This is a genomic window from Actinomadura opuntiae (genome assembly GCF_030283205.1).
Lineage (GTDB): Bacteria > Actinomycetota > Actinomycetes > Streptosporangiales > Streptosporangiaceae > Spirillospora.
The window spans coordinates 397,832-416,750 of sequence record NZ_JASNWF010000003.1 but is presented as its reverse complement, the minus strand read 5'-3'; the positions used below and the strand labels follow the sequence as shown (position 1 = coordinate 416,750).

Below are 18,919 nucleotides of genomic sequence, written 5' to 3'. Positions count from 1 at the left end.
TGGCTCGATCAGCGGAGCCGGTCGCCTGAGCTCAGCCAGGACGCGCTGGGGAGCGCGGTGGCAACCGGCGGCCGAAGACCAGCCTCATCGTGGCCGACCTTGGCTAGAGTCCGTGCGTAGTCGGCTGATCACTGCTTGACTCTGGGTACGAGGTCGTCGGCTGTGAGGAGAGCGCGGTGTCGCTTTATCTGATCAAAGGCCAGTACCGGATCGTGCGCAGTCAGCCCGACGGGGACTCCGTGCACTTCTACCCGAGCACCCCGGACGCGTTCACCCGGCTGCACCTGAACGTGCGGCTGGGCGCGAGCGGCGCGGCCCAGCTGCGGCTGGACGCGATCGACGCGCTGGAGACCCACTACACGCCGCCCGGGCACGGCGGCCACACCCTGCACCAGCCGCTCGAATTCGCGCATGCCGCCGGCGCCCGGCTCCTCGAGCTGATCGGGTTCAGCGACGTGGTGCGCGACGGTGAGGTCGTCACCAGCGCGACCCCGGACGCCACGCCCGGGTACATCCTGACCCGGTTCGGCGACAAGTACGGCCGCCCCGTCGCGTTCGCCTTCGCCGGCGACACCGACCGGCCCGACCTGGAGCCGGTGTTCACCGACTCCGCGCTGCTGAAGACCAGCGTGAACCACCGGCTGCTGGCCGACGGGCTGGCGTACCCGACGTTCTACAGCAAGCTCTACCCGGACCTGCGCGCCACACTGACCGAAGCCGCCGAATCCGCCCGCGCGGCCAAGACGGGGATCTGGGGGCCCGACGCCACCACCAGCGGCGCGAGCATCCACGCTCAGGAGGACCTGTCCGAGCGGCTGGTCATCATGCCCAAGCTGTTCCGCCGCCTCGCCGAGTACTACGCGCTCGCGCCGGGCGACCCTTCGCTCGCCAACTTCAAGACGTACCTGGCCACCCTCAACGACCGGCTGTACGTCATCTCCGACGCCCATGCGACCGGATTCGACACCGTCGTCGAGGTCACCGGCGACACCGTCCGGCTCACCAGACCCATCACCGACCTGATCTTCATCGAAGGCTGAACCCGGCGCCGCTGTGGCCGCGCGGCGCCGGGGCGACGGCAGGCGAACCGACGCCGTCTCGACGCCGTCTAGTGCCGGATGACCGCGCGGATCCAGGCGAGTTGTTGTGAGATCTCTCCGGCCTGGGCGAAACTCTCGCGGTCGGAGCCGTCGAAGACGCCGAGAAGGGTCTCGGTGCCGCGTGGGCCGATGCTCATCACCGGGCCGCCGGAGTCGCCGCCGGCGGGAATTCCGGACACCTTCACCATGCAGAAGTCCGAGCCGCCCGGTGCGGTGTAGCCGATGCACCGGGGATCGGTCGGCCGCAGGACCCGCAGGGTGGACTGCTTGAGCACGGGGGACTGGCAGGCGTTCTCGTCCCCGGTGCAGGTGGCGCCCCACCCGTACTGCCGCACCACTTGGGCGACGTGGACGCCGGTCGTGGCCAACCGCGCCGTACGGACCTTCATCGGTGGGACCTTAATGAGCATCATGTCGGCGTGCGCGCTACCCGCACGTCGGCCGGGCACCGGGCGCACCGTGGTGCCCTTCCGCATGTCGAGGCTGCCGACCCGGAACGAGATCCGCCGGTCGGCGATCGGCTGCGCCTGCTCGAAGAAGCAGTGCGAGGCGCTGATGATCCATTGGGATGTGATCGCGGTCCCGGTGCACTCCGGCTTGCCGTCCACGAGGATGCGCACCGCCCACGGACCATAGGTGCTCTTGGACCCGCCGATGACGGCGAAGGCCGGCACGGACGCCATCACCGATCCTGTCACCAGCAGCAAGGCGGTCAGCGCCACCACACGAACTCGCCGCATCATCCGGAACTGCTCCTCACGTCGGGGCATGGGCCGTTCTTGCGGTGAGATCCACCGTTGGGCCGAAAAGTTCCGAATGATGGGACAACGCGGGGAGCTCAGAGGTCCAGGACGAGACGGGGTGTGTGCGCACGCGACACGCAGGTCAGAATCGAGTCGCCACGTCCGCGCTGCTCAGTGCTCAGCAGCCGGTCGCGGTGGTCGGGGACGCCGGCCACCACCTTCACCAGGCATGCCCCGCAGATCCCGGCGCCGCAGGACACCGGCACCCGCACGCCCAGTTGCCGGAGGCCGGTGGCCAGCGATGTTCCGGCCTGCACCGTGAAGGTCAAGCCCGACCGGGCGAGGACCAGCTCAACGGGCTTGTCATCGCCTCCTCGTGGCGTGCCCGCAGTGAAGAGCTGCCGGTTCACGGTGAGCCCAGACCGGCTGCTGATCTGCTCGACCGCATCGACGAACCGGTCCGAGCCGCACGCGTAGATCGCGGTTCCGGGGTCGAGGCCCGTCAGTGGTGCGGTGAGGTCCGGCCGGGCGTCCTCGCCCGTCGGCAGCAGGGTGATGCGGGGGAGCAGGTCGGTGAGCATCGCGGTGATGGGCGCGACGTCGGCCTCGGGGCCGACGACGACCATGGACCATGGGAGGTGGGAGGCCGCGACGAGGCGCGCCATCGGGATCAGCGGGGCGATGCCGAGCCCGCCGGCGAGGAACAGGTAACGGCCGGCGCCGCGGAGCCGGAACCGGCAGCGGGGGCCCAGGTAGTCGAGATGGTCGCCGCGGTCCAGCCGGTCGTGGACGAATGCCGAGCCGCCGCGCGACTCCGTTTCGCGCCCGATGAGGAGCCGCCACTCGTCCCGGTCGGTGGTGTCGCCGCACAGCGAGTACGGCCGCACCAGGCCATTCGGTAGCACGACGTCGATGTGGGAGCCGGGGGACCAGCCCGGCAGCGGCCGGCCTTCCGGGTCGCCCAAGCGCAGCAGGACGACGTTGTCGCTGAGACGTTCCTTGCCGCGAACCACAAGGCGTCCGCCGCTGTGCGACGCCCGCCGGAGGTGGTGGCCGCGGCCGTAAGGAGACCGATGCGGCCGGCCGGAAGGTATCGACGTCTCATTCATCACCGGTGAGCCTAGGGTCGGATATCCCGCATCCGAATGCCGTGGGCCATCACGATCGTTGATGCCAATCATCCGGATTTCCCATTGTCGGGCGGCATGCCGTGTCGGGTGCCGTCTCTCTGGCTACGCTGTGTCGGCCACGGCTGACCAGGCACGATGGTGCCCGCCAAGGAGGACGACAATGGAGTTGAGCGGCTTCGACCTCAATCTGCTGCTCGTCCTGGACACCCTGCTGCGCGAGCAGAACGTCACCCGGGCCGCCGAACGGCTGCATCTGTCCCAGCCCGCCGTCAGCACGGCGCTCGCCCGGCTGCGCAAGGCCCTGAACGATCCTCTGCTGGTCAAGCAGGGTCGCGTCCTGGTCCCGACGCCTCGGGCCGAGGCGCTGGCGGGGCCGGTGCGCGAGGTGCTGGCGACCGTCGAGCAGTCGGTCCTGCGGCCTCCGGAGTTCGACCCGTCCGCCGACGCCCGCACCTTCTCGATGGTGGCCAGCGACTACGTCGGGATCATGCTGGTCCGGCCGCTGCTCGCCCGGCTCGGTGCGCAGGCGTCCCGGCTGCGCGTCGATCTGAGCCCGCCGTCCTTCGGCTACCTCTCCGACCTGCAGCGCGACGAGATCGACGTCGCCGTGATCCCGGACCGGCTGGTGGGCCCCGGTGACCTGCCGGACTGCTCCAGCGCGACGGTGATCGAGGACCGGTTCGTGGGAGCCGTGTGGCGGGAGCACCCGCTGGCCGCCGCCGGCCGGCTGACGGCCGCGGGCCTCGCCGACTGGCCCTACCTGGCCTACGTGCCCGGCGAGCGGATGAGCATCGTCGAGGAGGACCTCGACGGCCTCGGGATCACCCGCAACGTCGAGGCGGGCGCGAGCAGCTTCGTCGCGATGCCGTTCATGATCACGGGGACGCCGCTGATCACCATCATCCCCGAGCGGCTGGCGCTGCGCGTGGCCGAGGCGGCCGAGCTCGTCGTGCTGCTCCTGGAGTCGCCGCTGCGCCCCCTCCGCCAACTGGCCTACTGGCACGCCCGCCGGGACGGCGACCCGGGGCACGTGTGGCTGCGCGAGCAGCTCTTCGCCGTTGCCCAAGACCATGTCGCCGGCGACGAATGAGCCCACGTCCGCCTACAGGGGCTTGGTGATTCCGGCCGCGCCGGCGTAGCGGGCCGACGTGCCCGGTTCGCTTTCCAAGCGCAGCAGACGGTTCCACTTCGCGGTCCGTTCGGAACGGGTGGTGGAGCCGACCTTGATCTGGCCGGTGTGCCAACCGGCCGCCAGGTCGGCGAGCCAGGTGTCCTCGGTCTCGCCGGAACGGGCCGACAGCACGGTGGTGTAGCCGGCCTCGTGGGCGCGCTTCACCACGGTCAGGGCATCGGAGAGGGTGCCCGCCTGGTTCGGCTTGACCAGGACGGCGTTGGCTGCACCGGTGCCGATGCCGCGTTCCAGCCGTTCGGCGTTGGTGACGAAGAAGTCGTCGCCGAGCAGCTGCACGCGCCGCCCAGCCTTGTTGACGGTCAGCTTGGGAGTCGCCGCCGTCCAGCCGTCCCAGTCGTCCTCGGCGAGGGCGTCCTCCAGCGACACGATCGGGAACTCCGCGCACCACTGGGCCAGTTCCTCCACCAGTTCCTGGCTGGTGAGACGGCGCTGTTCGGCGGCGAGCACGTATTTGCCGTCCTGGGCGAGGAACTGGGTGGCGGCGATGTCGATGGCGATGCCCACTCCGGTTCCGTCACCGTCGTCCAGACGCAGTCCTGCTCGTTCGATGCCTTCGCAGAGCAGTTCCAGGGCGCGCCGGTTGGTGGGCAGGATCGGCCCGAGACCGCCCTCGTCCGCGACGAGGGCCACCGGAAGCCCGCTGTCCTGCAATACCTGCGCGGTGCCCGCCCGCACCCGTGCGGCCCATTCGATCGCCTCGGCGAACGAGCCCGCTCCCAACGGGACGACGAGGAAGTCCTGGACGTCGATGGAGCGTCCTGCGTGCGCACCACCGGAGATGATGTTCACCATCGGCAGCGGCAGCAGCGGGACCGCGTCGTCGCGCCCCGCCATGCGGGCGGCGTGCCGCCACAACGGGACGCCGGTGGCCTGCGCCGCCGCGACCGCCGCGGCCACGGACACGGCGAGCGCCGCGTTGGCACCGAGACGAGCGAGGCCAGGGGCACCGTCCAGCTCGCGGAGCGCAGCGTCGAGCCCGCGCTGGTCGGCCGCATCGAGGCCGCGCACACGGTCGGCGATCTCGCCGTTGACGTTGGCGACGGCCTTCCGGACACCGTTCCCGGCATACCGGCTGGGATCACCGTCCCGCAGCTCCACGGCCTCGTGCGTCCCGGTGGACGCGCCGGACGGGACCGTCGCGCTGCCCCGCGCGCCGCCGGCGAGCGTGACTTCGCAGCCGACGGTGGGTTTGCCACGCGAGTCCAGAGCCTCCCAAGCGAGCAGTGAGCTGATCGTGGTCGCGGTGGTCATGTGAGGGTCTCCCAGGCGTTCAGCACGCCGTTGACGTGGTCGGGGACGGGGCGGGTGAGCAGCGAGCGGCCGAGTTCGCGCACGCGCGGCCGCTCGTCCTCAGTGAGGTAACCGGCGGGGCTCTTGCCGTCCACGCGGGCGAGCAGCAGGCAGCCGACCTGCCGGGTGAGCTGCCCGGGATCATGGACGACCGCCCCCGCCGTCCGCGCGGTCAGCGCCTCGAGGAACAGCGACGCCAGTTCCGCGTGCGCGCCGGCCGACGCGCGGTCGTGGACGCTCTTGAGCAGCAGGTGGGTGAGGAGGAACGCCGGGTCGAAGGTGGCGTCGCCGACATGGGCGACCTCCCAGTCCAGCACCCACACCCGCCGTTCGGAGACCAGCATGTTCTTCGGGCTGAAATCGCCATGGACCAGGCAGTCCCGGGCGGCGAACATGGCGGCGACGGTGGCCTCGACGATGGGCGCCAGATCGGGATGCCGCAGCGCCACCTGCCCATGGAAGGGCTCGGATCGCAGCTGCGTGAAGACGGTGCGGTCGCCGAAGTCGGCCATCGGCCTCCGGTCCCCGGCCGTGCGGCTCTGCCAGGTGCCGAGGACCGATCCGAGTTCGCGGGCGATGTCAGGGTCGACCACGCCCGACAGCAGGTCGTCCTTCCAGTTCGTCCAGCTGCGCGGCGCACGTTCGATGGCGAGGACACCGTCATTGAAGTCGACGACGGCCGGCACGGCCTGCGGCGTGAGGGTGTGCGCCAGCCGGAGCGCCTGCGCCTCGATGCCGATGCGTCCTGTGTCGGCGCGCCATTCGCTTTCCACGCGCAGGACGGGCAGCGCCTCCTTGACCACGAGGTCGACGCCGGGGCCGCTGACGGCGAAGACATCGTTGGAGACGCCTCCGGTCAGCGGCGTCGCCGACACCTCCGCCCCGTCCGGGACCAGTTTCCGCTGGACGAGGTGGTGAAGGATCCGGCGGGCCTGCGCGGACAGCGGAACCGTCATGCCCGCCTCCGCATGTCCGCCCGGTAGACCTCGGGGTTGACCACCGAGGCCGGACGTTCACCGCGCAGGATGGCCGCCACGTTGCGGGCCGCCTTCGACGCCAGCTCGGCGGTGGAGCCGTCGGAGTAGAAGCTCGCATGCGGGGTGATCACGGCGAGCGGGTGATCGCGGAGCGGATGCCCCGCGGGCAGCGGCTCGGGATCGGTGACATCGAGGCCCGCCCCTGCGATCACCCCGCCGTCCAGCGCGCTGACCAGGGCGTCGGTATCGACGATCCCGCCGCGCGACGTGTTGATCAGGAAGGCGGTGTCCTTCATCGTCGCCAGCTCGTCCTTGCCGATGAGGCCCCTGGTCTGTGGCGTCAGCGGGCAGTGCAGCGACACCGCGTCGGCCTGGGCGAGGAGTTCGCCGAGATTCGCGGTCACGCGCACGCCCGGCGGCACGTCCGACGCACGGCCGCTGCGGCGATAGGCGAGCACCTCCATGCCGAGGGCCTGGACGCGCGGGACGACGTGCCGGGCGATGTTCCCGAGGCCGACCAGGCCCATCACCTTGCCGCGCAGTCGTACGGGAACTCCGCCGGCCCGGTTGTCCCAACCGCCCGCCCGCACGTCCGCCGCCAGCGGACCCAGCCGACGTGCCAGAGCGAGCAGCAGCAGGAGAGTGGAGTCGGCGACCTCGTCGGCGCAGAAGTCGGGGACGTTGGTGACGACCATGCCCAGCTCGGTGGCGCGGCCGACGTCGATGTTGTCCAGCCCGACGCCGTACCGGGCGACGGTACGGCAGCGGGGCGCGGCGTCCAGTACGGCCGCGGTCACCGGTTTCCAGCAGGTGAGGATCGCGTCGGCTCGTGGCGCCAGGGCGATCAGCTCGTCCTCCTCGCCGGTCTCCGCCACCAGCAGCTCGGCATCCAGAATCTCCCTCTCCACCTCCAGATCCGGCCATGCGTAATCGGTGACCAAGACGACCGGCCGCTGTCCCGCGGTCACGACCGCGCCCGGAAACGCTCGGCCACCAAATCGGGGCGGCGGCGCCGACGGATCAGGGTGTGGCGACAGGACATGGCGAGCTGTACTCCTCATCCATAAAGACAAATCTCCGGCCTGCGCCCCGAGAACGCGCGGGTCGCAGAGGCCGCCTCGCCGGGCATGGCGAGGCCCGTAGTGCTCCCATGCTCGCTTGCGGGCAGGCGGCCGACCAGCCCTTACGGGTATTCGCTACCGGATACCTGCCATCAACCACATCAATTTCTCAACGGAGCGGCTCTGCTCCTAGCATCGCCTCGTATACACGTTGGAAACATTCCGGTCTTCTCCTCGTCGCCGAGCCGTCGCCGGAGAAGGACCGTGAATGGGCGTCCGCAAAGAATTGCACCTGACCGGGAATCTGGGAGACGGGATGCAGATAGAAGTCGATTTCGGCAAGTGCGCCGGCCATGGCGTGTGCGCGCTGGAAGCGCCGGAGATCTTCGACATCGACGACGAGAGCGGACTGGCCGTCCTGCGCACCGAGCGGCCCGAGGGTCAGGAGGCCGCCGTGAACGCCGCGGTGCGCGGCTGCCCCGAACGCGCGATCACGATCGCCTAGTCGAATGCCGCACGTGTCGACGGACGGCGCAGCGTCCCGTGTCGTCGTGGTCGGAGCGTCCCTGGCCGGGCTCAGTGCGGTGCGGGCCCTGCGCCTGGCCGGGCACAGGGGCGAGTTGGTCCTGATCGGTGCGGAGGCCCGCCACCCGTATGACAGGCCGCCGTTGTCCAAGCAGATCCTGCTCGGAGATGCCGTCTCCGATGCCAGCGCGGCCGCCATCGCGCTGGCGGGCGACGGCGAGTTGGTCGACCTTGGCGTGCGGACGCGCTTGGGCGTTCGGGCATGCGGCCTCGACCTCGACGGTGGCCGCGTCCTCCTCGAAGACGGCACGGCGGAAGCGTTCGACCGGGTGGTCCTGGCCACCGGAGCGGCGCCACGCCGGCCCTCGTCCCTGCCGCCGCTGGCCGGGATCGTGGCACTGCGCACATGGGACGACGCCGTGGCCTTGCACGCGGCTCTGCGGCGGGCGAGACGTCCGGTGATGCTCGGCGGCGGCTTCATCGGGCTGGAGGTCGCCACCGCCGCCGCCACGCTGGGACGCACCCCGATCGTCGTGGAAGGCGCACCCACCCCGTTGCACCGGTTCGGGGAACAGGTCGGCCGCGCCGTGGCAGCGATCCACCGGCAGCAGGGCATCGACATGCGCACCGGTCGCACGGTCGTCGCGGTCGAAGGCGACGGCCGGGTGGAACGCATCGTCCTCGACGACGCGACGGTGATCGACACGGACCTCCTCGTCGTGGGAGCGGGCGCGGCCCCCGCGACCTCCTGGCTGCGCGACAGCGGACTGGACATCAGCGACGGCGTGGTCTGCGACGCCGCCTGCCGATCGGTGTCGGACCCGCGGGTGTTCGCCGCCGGGGACGTCTGCCGCTGGCACAACCCCCTGTTCGGCCGTTCGATGCGCGTGGAGCACCGCCAGGCGGCGCTGCGGCACGCCGAGGTCATCGCGGCGGCGATCTGCGGGGACGGCGCCGCGTCCGCCGCGTTCGTCCCCTACTTCTGGTCCGACCAGGCGGGCACGAAGATCCAGTTCCACGGTCATCTGCAGCCGGGCGACACGGTCCACGCCGTCCACCGGGACGGCGCGCGCCTCGCGGCGCTGTACTCCCGTGACGGCGCCCTGACCGGGGCGCTCACGATCGGGGCCGCCGGCTGGTCGGCACGGCTCGCACGGCAGGTGGCGGGACGCGCCGACCCGGCCACCGCACTCCACCTGCTCACCGGCCCGCCGCACCGGCGCGCCACCGAGAATTCCCACCACCCCTTGGAGAGCACATGACGCTCACCTCGTCCGACCGGGTCCAAGCCGTACTGGCCACGGCGGCCTCCGGCGCGGCCCATGGCACCTTCCCCGTCGAGGCGTTCGCCGACGACGCCGTCTACCAGGCCGAACTGGACCGCGTCTTCGCCAAGTCCTGGCTGTTCGTAGCGCACGAGAGCGAGATCGCCGAACCCGGCGACTACGTGCTGCGCCACCTCGGCGAGGACGAGGTCATCGTCACCCGCGACGAGGACGGCCGGATCCACGTGCTCTACAACGCCTGCCGTCACCGGGGCGCGCCCGTCTGCCGCGGCGCCAAGGGCAACAGCTCCCATTTTCGCTGCCCCTACCACGGCTGGACCTACCGCAATGACGGGACCTGGGCGTCGGCGCCGCGGAAGACGCTGGTGTACAAGAATCTCGACACCGCCAATTGGGGACTGCTCGCGGCCCCGCATGTCGCGGTGAAATGGGGCCTGGTCTTTGCCAGCCCCGACCCCGCCGCCCCGCCTTTCGACGAATACCTGGGCGACATGGCCTGGTACCTGGAGGCCGTGTTCGGCCTGGACTCGCGGGGCATGATCGTCATGGGCGAGCCGGAGCGCGCCCTCCTGGAAGCGAACTGGAAGACGGGCGCCGAGAACTACTGCGGTGACGCGCTGCACGTGGCGCACACCCACAAGAGCCTCGAAGACCTCGGGATCTCCAAGCAGCTGCTGCGCGAGCAGGAGATGTACTCGATGTTCAGCCCCGGGAAGGGGCATGCGACCTTCGCATGGAATCTCGAACGCAGCGGCCTGCCGGTCGAAGCGCCGTGGGGATACCCGAAGCAGGTATGGGATCTGTTCGACCAGGGGGAACTGACGGCCGATCAGCAGCGGTTCAACGCGGAACGCATGCCGCTGGCCGGGCTGGTCTTTCCCAATTTCGGCTTCTTCCGCGGGTTCTCCTTCGACCCCGTCTCCCAGCAGGTCATGGTCCACACCCAACTGCGGCTGTACCAGCCGCGCGGTGCGACCAAGACCGAGGTTCTGTCATGGCTCGTGTTCCACGTGGCCGAGCCCGAAGAATATAGGACGAAGTCGTACCGGGACGGCCTTTTCGTCCTCAACGCCCCCGGCATCCTCGAACAGGACGACTTCACTCTCTGGAACGCGCCCTCCCGCGTCGGCCGCAGCCGGTTCGCCCGCGACCGCGAAATGGGGCTCAACTATCAGGCCGGTCTACCCGGCATGAGCAGGGGCGGTCCCATCGAGGACCATCCAGGACCGGGCGAATCCTACGACTCCGCCTTCACCGAGGGAAACATTCGCGCCTTCCAGCGCCACTGGCTCGACCAGATGAACGCGGCCGACGTCGGCTCGGCCGGCCCGGACCGGTGCGAGGAGGACCGATGACGACGCCCGCACACCGGACGGACCGAGCCCGGGTCTCGCCGGAGACCGAAACGGCCGTGCGCTCCTGGTTGGACTACGAGTCGATGCTCTTGGACGACATGCGCCGGCTCCACGAATGGCACGACCTCCTTGCTCAGGACGTCGTCTATCAGGTACCGGTGCTCGTTCCACGCGAATTCACCAGCAACCTCCCGGACTACCCCGACGGTTCGTACCACATGTACGACAACTGGTTCACCCTGAAAATGCGCATCGACCGGCTCGACGGCGAGCACGCCTGGGCCGAGGACCCGCCGTCGCGGCTACGGCGCGTCGTCACGGGGATCGTGGTCACTCCTGGCGCCGATGAGGCGCATGTCAACGTCCGTAGTGCCTTTCACCTCCACCGGGAGCGCCTCCGTTTCACCCCGGAACTGTGGGCGGGCGAGCGCCACGACGTCCTGCGCAAGGAAGGCGATGACTTCCGGCTTGCCCAGCGCACCGTGTACCTCAACCACGCCGTACTTCCCGGAGCGGTTCTGTCGTTCCTGTTCTGAAAGGGGCAACTGAACAGTGAGCACCAGCGACGACGAACAGCGATCGCTCGGACCGGTCCAGAGCGTGTCGAACGAGTTCGCCTTCATCACGTTCACCCGAGTGTTGACCGGCAACGGCGAGCGGCTGCTGTTGGAGTCGCCGAAACGCCGCCGGCGGGTCCTGCTGGATCCCGTCGTGCTCGACGCCTTGACGTGCTTCACGCCGGAGGAACTGTCGCATCTGGTCGCCTCGCTGGACGAGGAACGCTCCGGAGACGGCCAGCCCATCTCGACCGAAAAAGAAGGGTGAAGAAATGCAAGAGATCGCCAAGCTGGGGTACGTCGGCGTCAGGTCGCCTTCCTATGAGCAGTGGCGTACGTGGGCGCCCGAGGTGTTCGCCTGCATGCTGGGCCCCGACGGTGACGACGGCGCCGTCCGGGTCAAGCTGGACGACTTCGACTACCGCCTGTCGATCCACCCCGGTGACCAGCACGAACTCGCCTATGTCGGCTGGGAGGTCCTGTCCCACAGGGACCTGGAATCGCTGGTCGCCAAGCTCGAAAAGGCCGGAGCCAATCCGCAGCGGGCTTCGCGCGAGCTCGCCGAATCGCGTGGCGTGCTGGACCTGGTGACCTTCGAGGATCCCTTCGGGCAGCCGTACGAGGCGTACTGCTACCAGTCCGCCGACTACAAGGTCTGGGATCCGCCGCGGCCCCATCAGGGTTTCGTCACCGGTGAGCAGGGTCTCGGGCACATCGTGTTCGTCGTCCCGGACGTGCGCAAGGCGGTGGACTTCCACATCGACGTCCTGGGATTCAAGCCCAGCGACATCGTCCGGCTCAACGAGCCGCTCGGAGAGATGTGGTTCCTGCGGGCCAACCCGCGCCACCACAACGTGGCCTTCCTGGAAATGCCGGGCATGCTCGGGCTGCACCACGTCTACATCGAATGCCGGTCGCTGGACGACGTCGGCTACTCGTACTACGACGTGCTCGGGGGAGACGAGAACACCGACATGCTGATGAAGCTGGGACGCCATGTCGGTGACCAGACCGTGTCCTACTACATCCACACTCCGGCCGGGTTCTTCATCGAATACGGCTGGGACGGGCTGCCCATCAAGGAGTCCGACCCGCGATCCGTGGAGTACGTGGACTTCCGCAAGGGCAAGAGGCCCGAGATGTGGGGCCATCACTTCACCATGCAGCCCAACGAGACCGTCCGCCCCTACAAGGAGAGCTGACGGTGCCGCAGGAGGACGCCTGGTTCGCGCTGGGCACCTTCGCGACCGAGGGCGGCGACGAGTTCGCCGGCCTGGTCGCGGGGGAGCGGGTGCGGCCCTTGGACGACGAGATCCTCGGCGGCCATCCCGTCACCGTGCGCGGGCTCCTCGAACAATGGGACTCCGTGCTCCCCAGGCTCGGCGAACTCTCGGGCACGTCCGGCGATGAGGACGGATGGCTCGACCTTTCGACGTTGCGTGTGCTCCCGCCGTTGAAGCCACGGCAGATCATCCAGGCCGGCGCCAATTACCGGGCCCATCTTTTCGAGATGGCCTCCGCGAAATTCACGGCCGAGGGAATGGCCGAGAGTGAAGCGGCCGAGGCGGCCCGGGTCGAGATCCGGCGGATGGCGGAAGGACGTCCTTTCCTGTTCATCGGGCTTCCCGCCGCCATGTGCGGTCCCTATGACGACGTCGTCCTGCCGCAGGGCACGTCCCAGCCGGACTGGGAAGTCGAACTCACCGCGGTGATCGGCCGTCCAGCACGGCACGTGCCCGTCGAGGAGGCGCTCGACTACGTCGCCGCCTATACCGTCTGCAACGACATCAGCGCGCGTGACTGGCAGTTCTCGCCCGAGCACCGCGCACTCGGCGGAGACTGGTTGCGGGCCAAGAACCAGCCGACGTTCCTGCCGACCGGCCCCTTCATCGTCCCGGCCCATGTGCTCGGCGACCCCGCTGGCCTGCGGCTCACCATGTCGCTGAACGGGCAGGTCATGCAGGACGACACCCCGGCGGACATGGTCCACGACGTGGCGCGCCTGGTGTCCGAGGCATCGGCGTCGGTTCCCCTGTTCCCCGGCGATCTGATCCTCACCGGAAGCCCGCGCGGCAACGGCGGGCACTGGAACCGCTTCCTCCGCCCGGGCGATGTCATCGAGGCGGCCACCACCGGCGTCGGCGCCCAGCGCAACCGCTGCGTGACCGCCTGACCGGCCCCTCGCCTCTCCCACCCCTTTCGTCAGCGAACAGCGAGGCATCATGAGAGTTCTCATCGTCGGCGGCGGCATCACCGGAACGAGCCTGGCGGCCCTGCTCGCGCGCGCCGGGATGACGGTCGACGTGGCCGAACGCCGTCCGGAGTGGAGCGTGCTCGGCTCGGGCATCACGCTGCAGGGCAACGCGCTGCGCGTCCTGCGCGAACTGGGCGTTTGGGACGAGGTCCGGTCCAAGGGCTACGCCTTCGACTCGGTCGCCATACGCGCGGTCGACGGCAGGCTCCTCGCCGAGCACGACGACATCAAGTCAGGCGGGCCCGACCTGCCCGCCACCCTCGGCATGTTCCGTCCGGACCTGTGCGCGATCCTGGTCGACGCCGCCGAACGCGCCGGTGCGCGCCTCATGCTCGGCACCACGGTGACCTCGGTCGACCCGGTCCGCTTCTCCGACGGCACCACCGGCGACTACGACCTGGTGGTCGGCGCGGACGGCATCAACTCATCCGTCCGCGCGATGCTGGGCATCGACACCGTTCCGCAGCCGGTCGGGATCGGGGCCTGGCGGGTGCACGCCCGCCGTCCCAAGAGCATCGAGCGCACCGAGTTCGTCCTCGGCGGACCCTGCTACCTCGCCGGCTACTGCCCCACCAGCGAGGACACCATCTATGCCTACCTGCTGGAGGAGGCCCAGGACAGGACGTCCCTCTCGCCCGCCGAGTACGCCACCGCCATGCGCGAACTCGCCGAGCCTTACGGCGGTCCCTGGGACGACATCAAGCAGGACATCACCGGCTCCGCCCCCATCCACTACACGTGGTTCGAGTCGCTCCTGGTCGAGCGCCCCTGGAACCGGGGCAACGTGATCATCATGGGGGACGCCGCGCACGCCTGCCCCCGACCCTCGCCCAGGGCGCGGCCCAGTGCCTGGAGGACGCCCTGGTGTTCTCCGAACTGCTCCGCGACCGAGGCACGGTGGACCAGGCGCTGTTCGACGCGTTCATGGAACGCCGCTTCGACCGGGCCCGGACCGTCGTCGAAGGATCCGTCCAGATCGCCCGCTGGGAGATGCACCCGGGACCGGACGCCGACATAGCCGGCCTCATGGGCCGCATCGCCGTCGCCATGAGCGACCGTCCATAGGAGCCGTCCGGCGGATCATGTGAACTTCGCCGAGGCGTACTCGGCGGAGAACGAGAACAGCCTCGTAAACGCGTACTACGAGCGGCCCGCAATGCTGGCCCTCGCCGGAGACGTGGCCGGCCGTCAAATCCTGGACGCCGGTTGCGGCTCGGGTGCCCTGTCGGCCGCACTGCGCGACCGCGGTGCGGCCGTCACCGGTATCGACGCCAGCGCCGGGATGCTGGCGTTGGCGCGGCGGCGACTCGGCGACGACGCGGTCCTGCACCTGGTCGACCTGAACGACCGGCTGCCGTTCGACGACGGTGCGTTCGACGACGTGGTCGCGTCGCTGGTGCTGCACTACCTGGAGGACTGGGGGCCGGCGCTGTCCGAGTTGCGGCGGGTGCTCAGGCCCGGCGGCAGGCTGATCGCGTCGGTGGACCATCCTTTCGTGGCCTACACCTTCCAGGATCCTCGGCCCGATTATTTCGCGACCACCAGTTACACCTTCAAATGGTCGTTCAGCGGGCAAGCCATCCCGATGAGGTTCTGGCGCAAGCCGTTGCATGCGATGACCGATGCCTTCGCCGCCGCCGGTTTCCGCCTTTCCGCCATCAGCGAGCCGCAACCCGACCCGGCCGCCCGTGAACTGTTCCCCGACGACTTCCATGGCCTTTCGTCCAGGCCCTGCTTCCTCTTCTTCGTCGTCGAGGTACCGCCGCCGGCCACGGGCTCGGAGAGCTAGGGCGCGTCCGGGATGCTCGCGCTTCCGCTCTACTCGCAGTAAGTTACTGTCCGGTAGAGCATCGTCTCCGGCCTCGCCGTGCCTCTCGGTCCGGCCAGAAGAGGGAGCTGTCATCATCGTCTGGCTGTTGGTCACATCAGCGGTGGCCGTCATCGCTCTGGCGGCTGTGACCGTGCTGTCGGTGCTGCTGGTACGCGAGCGCCGCCGGTACGAACAGTTGCGCGCCTCGACCCGGCCGCGTCCCGACTCCGGCCTCCTGCAGGGAACGCACCGGGCGGTCAAGGCCGCGGTGAGCACCGCGTCACGGTTGCGGCGGCACGGGGTCGGCGGGATGCTGATGAGCTCCCTCGACGACCTGGCCAGATGGGCCGCGGAGGATCGGGCGGAACTCGTCCGCGTCACCGGCGCCGACGGCACCATCACCTTCATGTTCACCGACATCGTCGACTCCACGTCGTTGAACGAGAAGCTCGGCGACAAGGCGTGGGTGCGGATCCTCAAGGCGCACGACCGCCTCGTCCGCAGGCAGGTCACCGCGCGCGGGGGCCACGTCGTCAAGTCCCAGGGCGACGGCTTCATGATCGCGTTCAGCGATCCCGAGGAGGCGATCGGCGCGGCCGTCGCGATCCAGAACGTGCTCGGCCGACGGCGCCGCAAGGTGTCCCGCACCGCACGCGTCACCGTGCGCATCGGCGTGCACCGCGGCGAAGCGGTCTCCCGCGACGGCGACTACTTCGGCCGCGCCGTGGCCATGGCCGCCCGCGTCGCGGCACAGGCCGACGGCGGCGAGATCCTCATCAGCGACGAGACCCTCGGCGCCCTGCCCGACCCGGCGCGGTTCCGGCTCTCACGACCGCGCCAGGTCACGCTCAAGGGGCTCAACGGCGAACACACGCTCCACCCCGTCCAGCCGCCGGCGCGCCAGCCCGACCCTGCCTGATCAACCGTCCCCGCGCGGCGTGCCGACTCGAGCTTCGGCTACCGGGTCTCGCTGAAGGTTCGTCGGTAGGCGCCGGGGGTGGTGCCGAGGTGATCTCGGAAGCGGCGGCGCAGATTGACCGCCGAGGCGAGTCCGACGCGGGTGGCGATGGCCTCCACCGGAAGGTCGGTCTGTTCCAGCAGCACCCGTGCCGCGTCGAGGCGCTGGCCGAGCAGCCACCGTCCCGGGCTGGTGCCGAGCTGCTCGGTGAACCGCCGTGCGAGAGTCCGGCTGGACAGCCCGGCGCGTTCGGCGAGCCGGTCGACGGTCAGCCGGGCGTCGAGCTGCGTGGTGGCCCACTCCAGCGTCGGCGCCAACGACTCGTCCGGCCTGGACGGAGCGGGCTGCGCGGCGTACTGGAGTTGGCTGCCCTCCCGGTGCGGCGGCAGCACCATGTTCCGGGCGATCTGGGCGGCGTATGCCGCGCCGTGGTCGGAACGCACCAGGTGCAGGCACAGGTCGATGCCCGCACCGGTTCCGGCGCTGGTCGCGACGTCGCCGTGGTCGACGTAAAGCACGTCCGGGTCCACCTGCACCTTGGGGAAGGCGGCCGCGAGTTGGGCGGTGTGGCGCCAGTGCGTGGTGGCGCGGCGGCCGTCGAGCAGTCCGGCCTGGGCGAGGACGAAGGCCGCCGTGCAGATGGCGACGACCCTCGCCCCGCGCTGATGGGCGTCCCGCAGTGCCTCGACGACGGCCGGCGGCGCCGGTGCGCCGGCCGGCTGCCACCCGGGAATGATCACGGTGTCCGCCTCCTGCAGGGCCTCAAGACCCGCGTCGACGAGCATCGTGTAGCCGACGGTGGTCCGCAGAGGACCGGCGCGCTCGGCGCAGATCCGGAAGGTGTAGGGAGCCGGCGCGTCCTGCCGGACGGTGCCGAACACCTCGGCGGCACAGGCGAGTTCGAAGGGTGACTGGGGCGGGTTGAGCAGGGCCACCACCCGATGACGGTCCATGGCAGGAACATACCCATAGATGTCTTTTCGGACTCTCGGCCTCGAGGGCCGACCCCGGTCACAGTGGTCCCATGAGTGGAACCACTGGAAGGGGCGTGCTGAGGACCGCGGTCCAGGTCGACGGCGAGACGGCCAGCTACCTGACCGCAGGGCAGGACGGCCCGGTCGTGCTGCTGCTGCACGGAACGTACTGGAGCCGGGTGTGGCTCCCGGTGCTGGGCCGCCTCGCGGAGGCGGGGCTTCGGCCCATCGCGGTCGACCTCCCCGGACTGGGGCGCTCGGGAGGCGAGCTCACCCTGGAAACGGCCACGGTCCCGGCCCTCGCGGATTGGGTGGTGCGCTTCGCGTCCGCGCTGAGGATCTCCGGGCCGATCGCCGTGGCAGGGCACGACATCGGCGGCGCCATCGCCCAGCATCTCCTCGCCCACGATCGGATGGAGATACGCCGGCTGGCCCTGGTCAACTCGGTCCTCTACGACTCCTGGCCGGCGCCCCACGTGGCCCGGTTCCGGGAGCCGGAGGCCGCCGCGGCGACCACCGCCGACGACCTCCTCACCGCCCGCCGGAAGGCCGTGGCGGCGGCGCTGGCCGGTGCCGCCACCGAGCAGCTGATCGCCGAATACGTGGACCCGTGGAACGATCCACGGGTCCGCCGCTCCTGGCGGGCCATGGCGGGCGCGGCCGACAGTCGCTACACCCTTGACCTCGTCCCCGCGCTACAACGGTCGACCATTCCCAAGCTGCTGATCTGGGGTGAGGACGACGGCTTCGAGAAGGTGCAGTACGCCGAGAAATTCGCCTCGGAGATCCCGCAAACCACGCTCATCCGAATCCCGGAAGCCGACCACATCCCCACGGAGAACGCCCCCGACCAGATAGCCCGCGCCCTCATCGACTTCTTCACGCCATAGAGGGGTCGCGGCGGTAGAAGGTGGCACCCGGCCGATCCACGGCACCGCAGGACTGGCAACACTTAACTGGTTGCTTCGTTGGTCTGCACGCTTTCGTCATCGCCGGCGTGCCGGTGTGACTGTCCAGCCGGACGGTCCGGCACGGGGTCCTCTTCCGGCCCAGTCCGATCCGGGACGAGAACCAATCCGATCACGAGGATCGTTCCGCCCACAGCCGTGAACGCGAGCGCCGGGGCGCGTGCCAACGACGTCACTGCGTCGCAATCGCCAGACGGTTGAAGGACCCCGCTGGAACTATCGGGGGCGTAAGCCGATCCGCAGGAATTCCCGCTGCTCTTCAAGGGGGCGAATCCGATGATGAGCCCGGCGGCCAGGAGAGCACCGCCGATCCAGAGAGGAAGGGTTCTCATGCCGGACACCATGACATAGCGCCCTCTGTCAGAGGTGTAGGTGACCGCAATTCGGTCATTGGATGCCCTCTAGTTGCTGCGCGGCTTTCGAACTTCCTTCAAGCTTTGATGCCGCGTTCGCTAAGCTTCTTCTGGATGTAGTCGGCGGTGAAGGTTTCGGGTTTGGCCAGCTGGTCGGCGGTGCGGCCGGCGTTGGCGGCGTCGGCGTAGGCGCTGAAGAGGTCTTCGAGGAGGGCGTCTACTTCCTTCTTGGCCTTCAGGTACCTCGTCTCGGCGAGTTCGACCTTGGCGTCCGCTTCCTCTGGGTTCATGCGAAGCAGAGTATCGACTGATTATCAGAACGTAGGCTCGCGGCCAGCAGAAGCAGCCGCGGGCCTACGTCCGTCAAGGCCAGCCCCCAACCTCAA

General features: G+C 69.6%; 20 protein-coding genes. 13 read left to right on the top strand and 7 right to left on the bottom strand.

What is annotated here, in order from left to right; genetic code table 11:
* Positions 1-176 precede the first annotated feature (176 nt).
* A complete protein-coding gene (locus tag QP089_RS08240) occupies positions 177-1,040 on the top strand; it encodes a thermonuclease family protein (RefSeq protein ID WP_285910771.1) in 864 nt (287 codons plus the stop codon).
* A 68-nt stretch (positions 1,041-1,108) separates the two neighbouring features.
* On the opposite strand, the gene QP089_RS08235 is transcribed toward QP089_RS08240, so the two are convergent.
* Both QP089_RS08235 and QP089_RS08230 read right to left on the bottom strand, forming a co-directional pair.
* Complete coding sequence (locus tag QP089_RS08235; protein ID WP_285910770.1) at positions 1,109-1,870, bottom strand: S1 family peptidase; 762 nt, start codon at positions 1,868-1,870, stop codon at positions 1,109-1,111.
* A 68-nt stretch (positions 1,871-1,938) separates the two neighbouring features.
* Positions 1,939-2,856 carry a PDR/VanB family oxidoreductase gene (locus QP089_RS08230; RefSeq protein WP_285910769.1) on the bottom strand — a complete coding sequence of 306 codons (918 nt, stop codon included), beginning with the start codon at positions 2,854-2,856 and terminating at the stop codon, positions 1,939-1,941.
* A 277-nt stretch (positions 2,857-3,133) separates the two neighbouring features.
* On the opposite strand from QP089_RS08230, the gene QP089_RS08225 reads away from it, so the two are divergent.
* Positions 3,134-4,063 (top strand): LysR family transcriptional regulator, encoded by a 930-nt coding sequence (locus QP089_RS08225; protein ID WP_285910768.1) that lies wholly within the window; start codon positions 3,134-3,136, stop codon positions 4,061-4,063.
* Positions 4,064-4,075: 12 nt separating this feature from the next.
* On the opposite strand, the gene eno is transcribed toward QP089_RS08225, so the two are convergent.
* The 3 genes from eno to QP089_RS08210 are packed head-to-tail and all read right to left on the bottom strand — an operon-like array spanning position 4,076 to position 7,340.
* Entirely contained in the window at positions 4,076-5,416 is a 1,341-nt protein-coding gene (gene eno, locus QP089_RS08220) for a phosphopyruvate hydratase (RefSeq protein ID WP_285910767.1), read from the bottom strand.
* Complete coding sequence (locus QP089_RS08215; protein ID WP_285910766.1) at positions 5,413-6,411, bottom strand: phosphotransferase; 999 nt, start codon at positions 6,409-6,411, stop codon at positions 5,413-5,415. Before QP089_RS08215 ends, eno begins: the two co-directional genes overlap by 4 nt.
* Positions 6,408-7,340: a C-terminal binding protein gene (locus tag QP089_RS08210; protein ID WP_285910765.1), complete on the bottom strand. Its 933-nt coding sequence runs from the start codon at positions 7,338-7,340 to the stop codon at positions 6,408-6,410. Before QP089_RS08210 ends, QP089_RS08215 begins: the two co-directional genes overlap by 4 nt.
* A gap of 421 nt (positions 7,341-7,761) precedes the next feature.
* Here QP089_RS08210 and QP089_RS08205 point away from each other — a divergent pair, with 421 nt between their 5' ends.
* From QP089_RS08205 to QP089_RS08160, 10 genes are all read left to right on the top strand, one after another.
* On the top strand, positions 7,762-7,998 hold the full coding sequence (locus QP089_RS08205; RefSeq protein ID WP_285910764.1) for a ferredoxin: 237 nt from the start codon (positions 7,762-7,764) through the stop codon (positions 7,996-7,998).
* 13 nt (positions 7,999-8,011) lie between these two features.
* Entirely contained in the window at positions 8,012-9,280 is a 1,269-nt protein-coding gene (locus QP089_RS08200) for an NAD(P)/FAD-dependent oxidoreductase (RefSeq protein ID WP_285910763.1), read from the top strand.
* Positions 9,277-10,659, top strand: coding sequence for an aromatic ring-hydroxylating oxygenase subunit alpha (locus tag QP089_RS08195; protein WP_285910762.1), 1,383 nt, complete (start codon positions 9,277-9,279; stop codon positions 10,657-10,659). The genes QP089_RS08200 and QP089_RS08195 overlap by 4 nt, the downstream gene beginning before the upstream one ends.
* On the top strand, positions 10,656-11,195 hold the full coding sequence (locus QP089_RS08190) for an aromatic-ring-hydroxylating dioxygenase subunit beta (RefSeq protein ID WP_285910761.1): 540 nt from the start codon (positions 10,656-10,658) through the stop codon (positions 11,193-11,195). Before QP089_RS08195 ends, QP089_RS08190 begins: the two co-directional genes overlap by 4 nt.
* Before the next feature lie 16 nt (positions 11,196-11,211).
* Positions 11,212-11,484 (top strand): hypothetical protein, encoded by a 273-nt coding sequence (locus QP089_RS08185; RefSeq protein ID WP_285910760.1) that lies wholly within the window; start codon positions 11,212-11,214, stop codon positions 11,482-11,484.
* A 4-nt stretch (positions 11,485-11,488) separates the two neighbouring features.
* Positions 11,489-12,418 (top strand): VOC family protein, encoded by a 930-nt coding sequence (locus QP089_RS08180; protein ID WP_285910759.1) that lies wholly within the window; start codon positions 11,489-11,491, stop codon positions 12,416-12,418.
* A gap of 2 nt (positions 12,419-12,420) precedes the next feature.
* Positions 12,421-13,389 (top strand): fumarylacetoacetate hydrolase family protein, encoded by a 969-nt coding sequence (locus tag QP089_RS08175; protein WP_285910758.1) that lies wholly within the window; start codon positions 12,421-12,423, stop codon positions 13,387-13,389.
* Positions 13,390-13,438: 49 nt separating this feature from the next.
* Positions 13,439-14,488 (top strand): FAD-dependent monooxygenase, encoded by a 1,050-nt coding sequence (locus tag QP089_RS08170; protein ID WP_285910757.1) that lies wholly within the window; start codon positions 13,439-13,441, stop codon positions 14,486-14,488.
* Between the two features lie 66 nt (positions 14,489-14,554).
* Complete coding sequence (locus tag QP089_RS08165; protein WP_285910756.1) at positions 14,555-15,259, top strand: class I SAM-dependent methyltransferase; 705 nt, start codon at positions 14,555-14,557, stop codon at positions 15,257-15,259.
* 127 nt (positions 15,260-15,386) lie between these two features.
* Entirely contained in the window at positions 15,387-16,199 is an 813-nt protein-coding gene (locus tag QP089_RS08160; RefSeq protein ID WP_285910755.1) for an adenylate/guanylate cyclase domain-containing protein, read from the top strand.
* A 38-nt stretch (positions 16,200-16,237) separates the two neighbouring features.
* Here the strand turns inward: QP089_RS08160 and QP089_RS08155 are convergent, their stop codons facing one another.
* The gene (locus tag QP089_RS08155; RefSeq protein WP_285910754.1) at positions 16,238-17,191 is read right to left on the bottom strand and encodes a GlxA family transcriptional regulator; all 954 of its coding nucleotides are present in this window, start codon (positions 17,189-17,191) and stop codon (positions 16,238-16,240) included.
* A 95-nt stretch (positions 17,192-17,286) separates the two neighbouring features.
* Between QP089_RS08155 and QP089_RS08150 the strand changes: the two genes are divergently transcribed.
* Positions 17,287-18,102 (top strand): alpha/beta fold hydrolase, encoded by an 816-nt coding sequence (locus QP089_RS08150; protein WP_285910753.1) that lies wholly within the window; start codon positions 17,287-17,289, stop codon positions 18,100-18,102.
* 508 nt (positions 18,103-18,610) lie between these two features.
* On the opposite strand, the gene QP089_RS08145 is transcribed toward QP089_RS08150, so the two are convergent.
* Entirely contained in the window at positions 18,611-18,823 is a 213-nt protein-coding gene (locus QP089_RS08145) for a hypothetical protein (RefSeq protein WP_285910752.1), read from the bottom strand.
* Between the last annotated feature and the right edge of the window lie 96 nt (positions 18,824-18,919).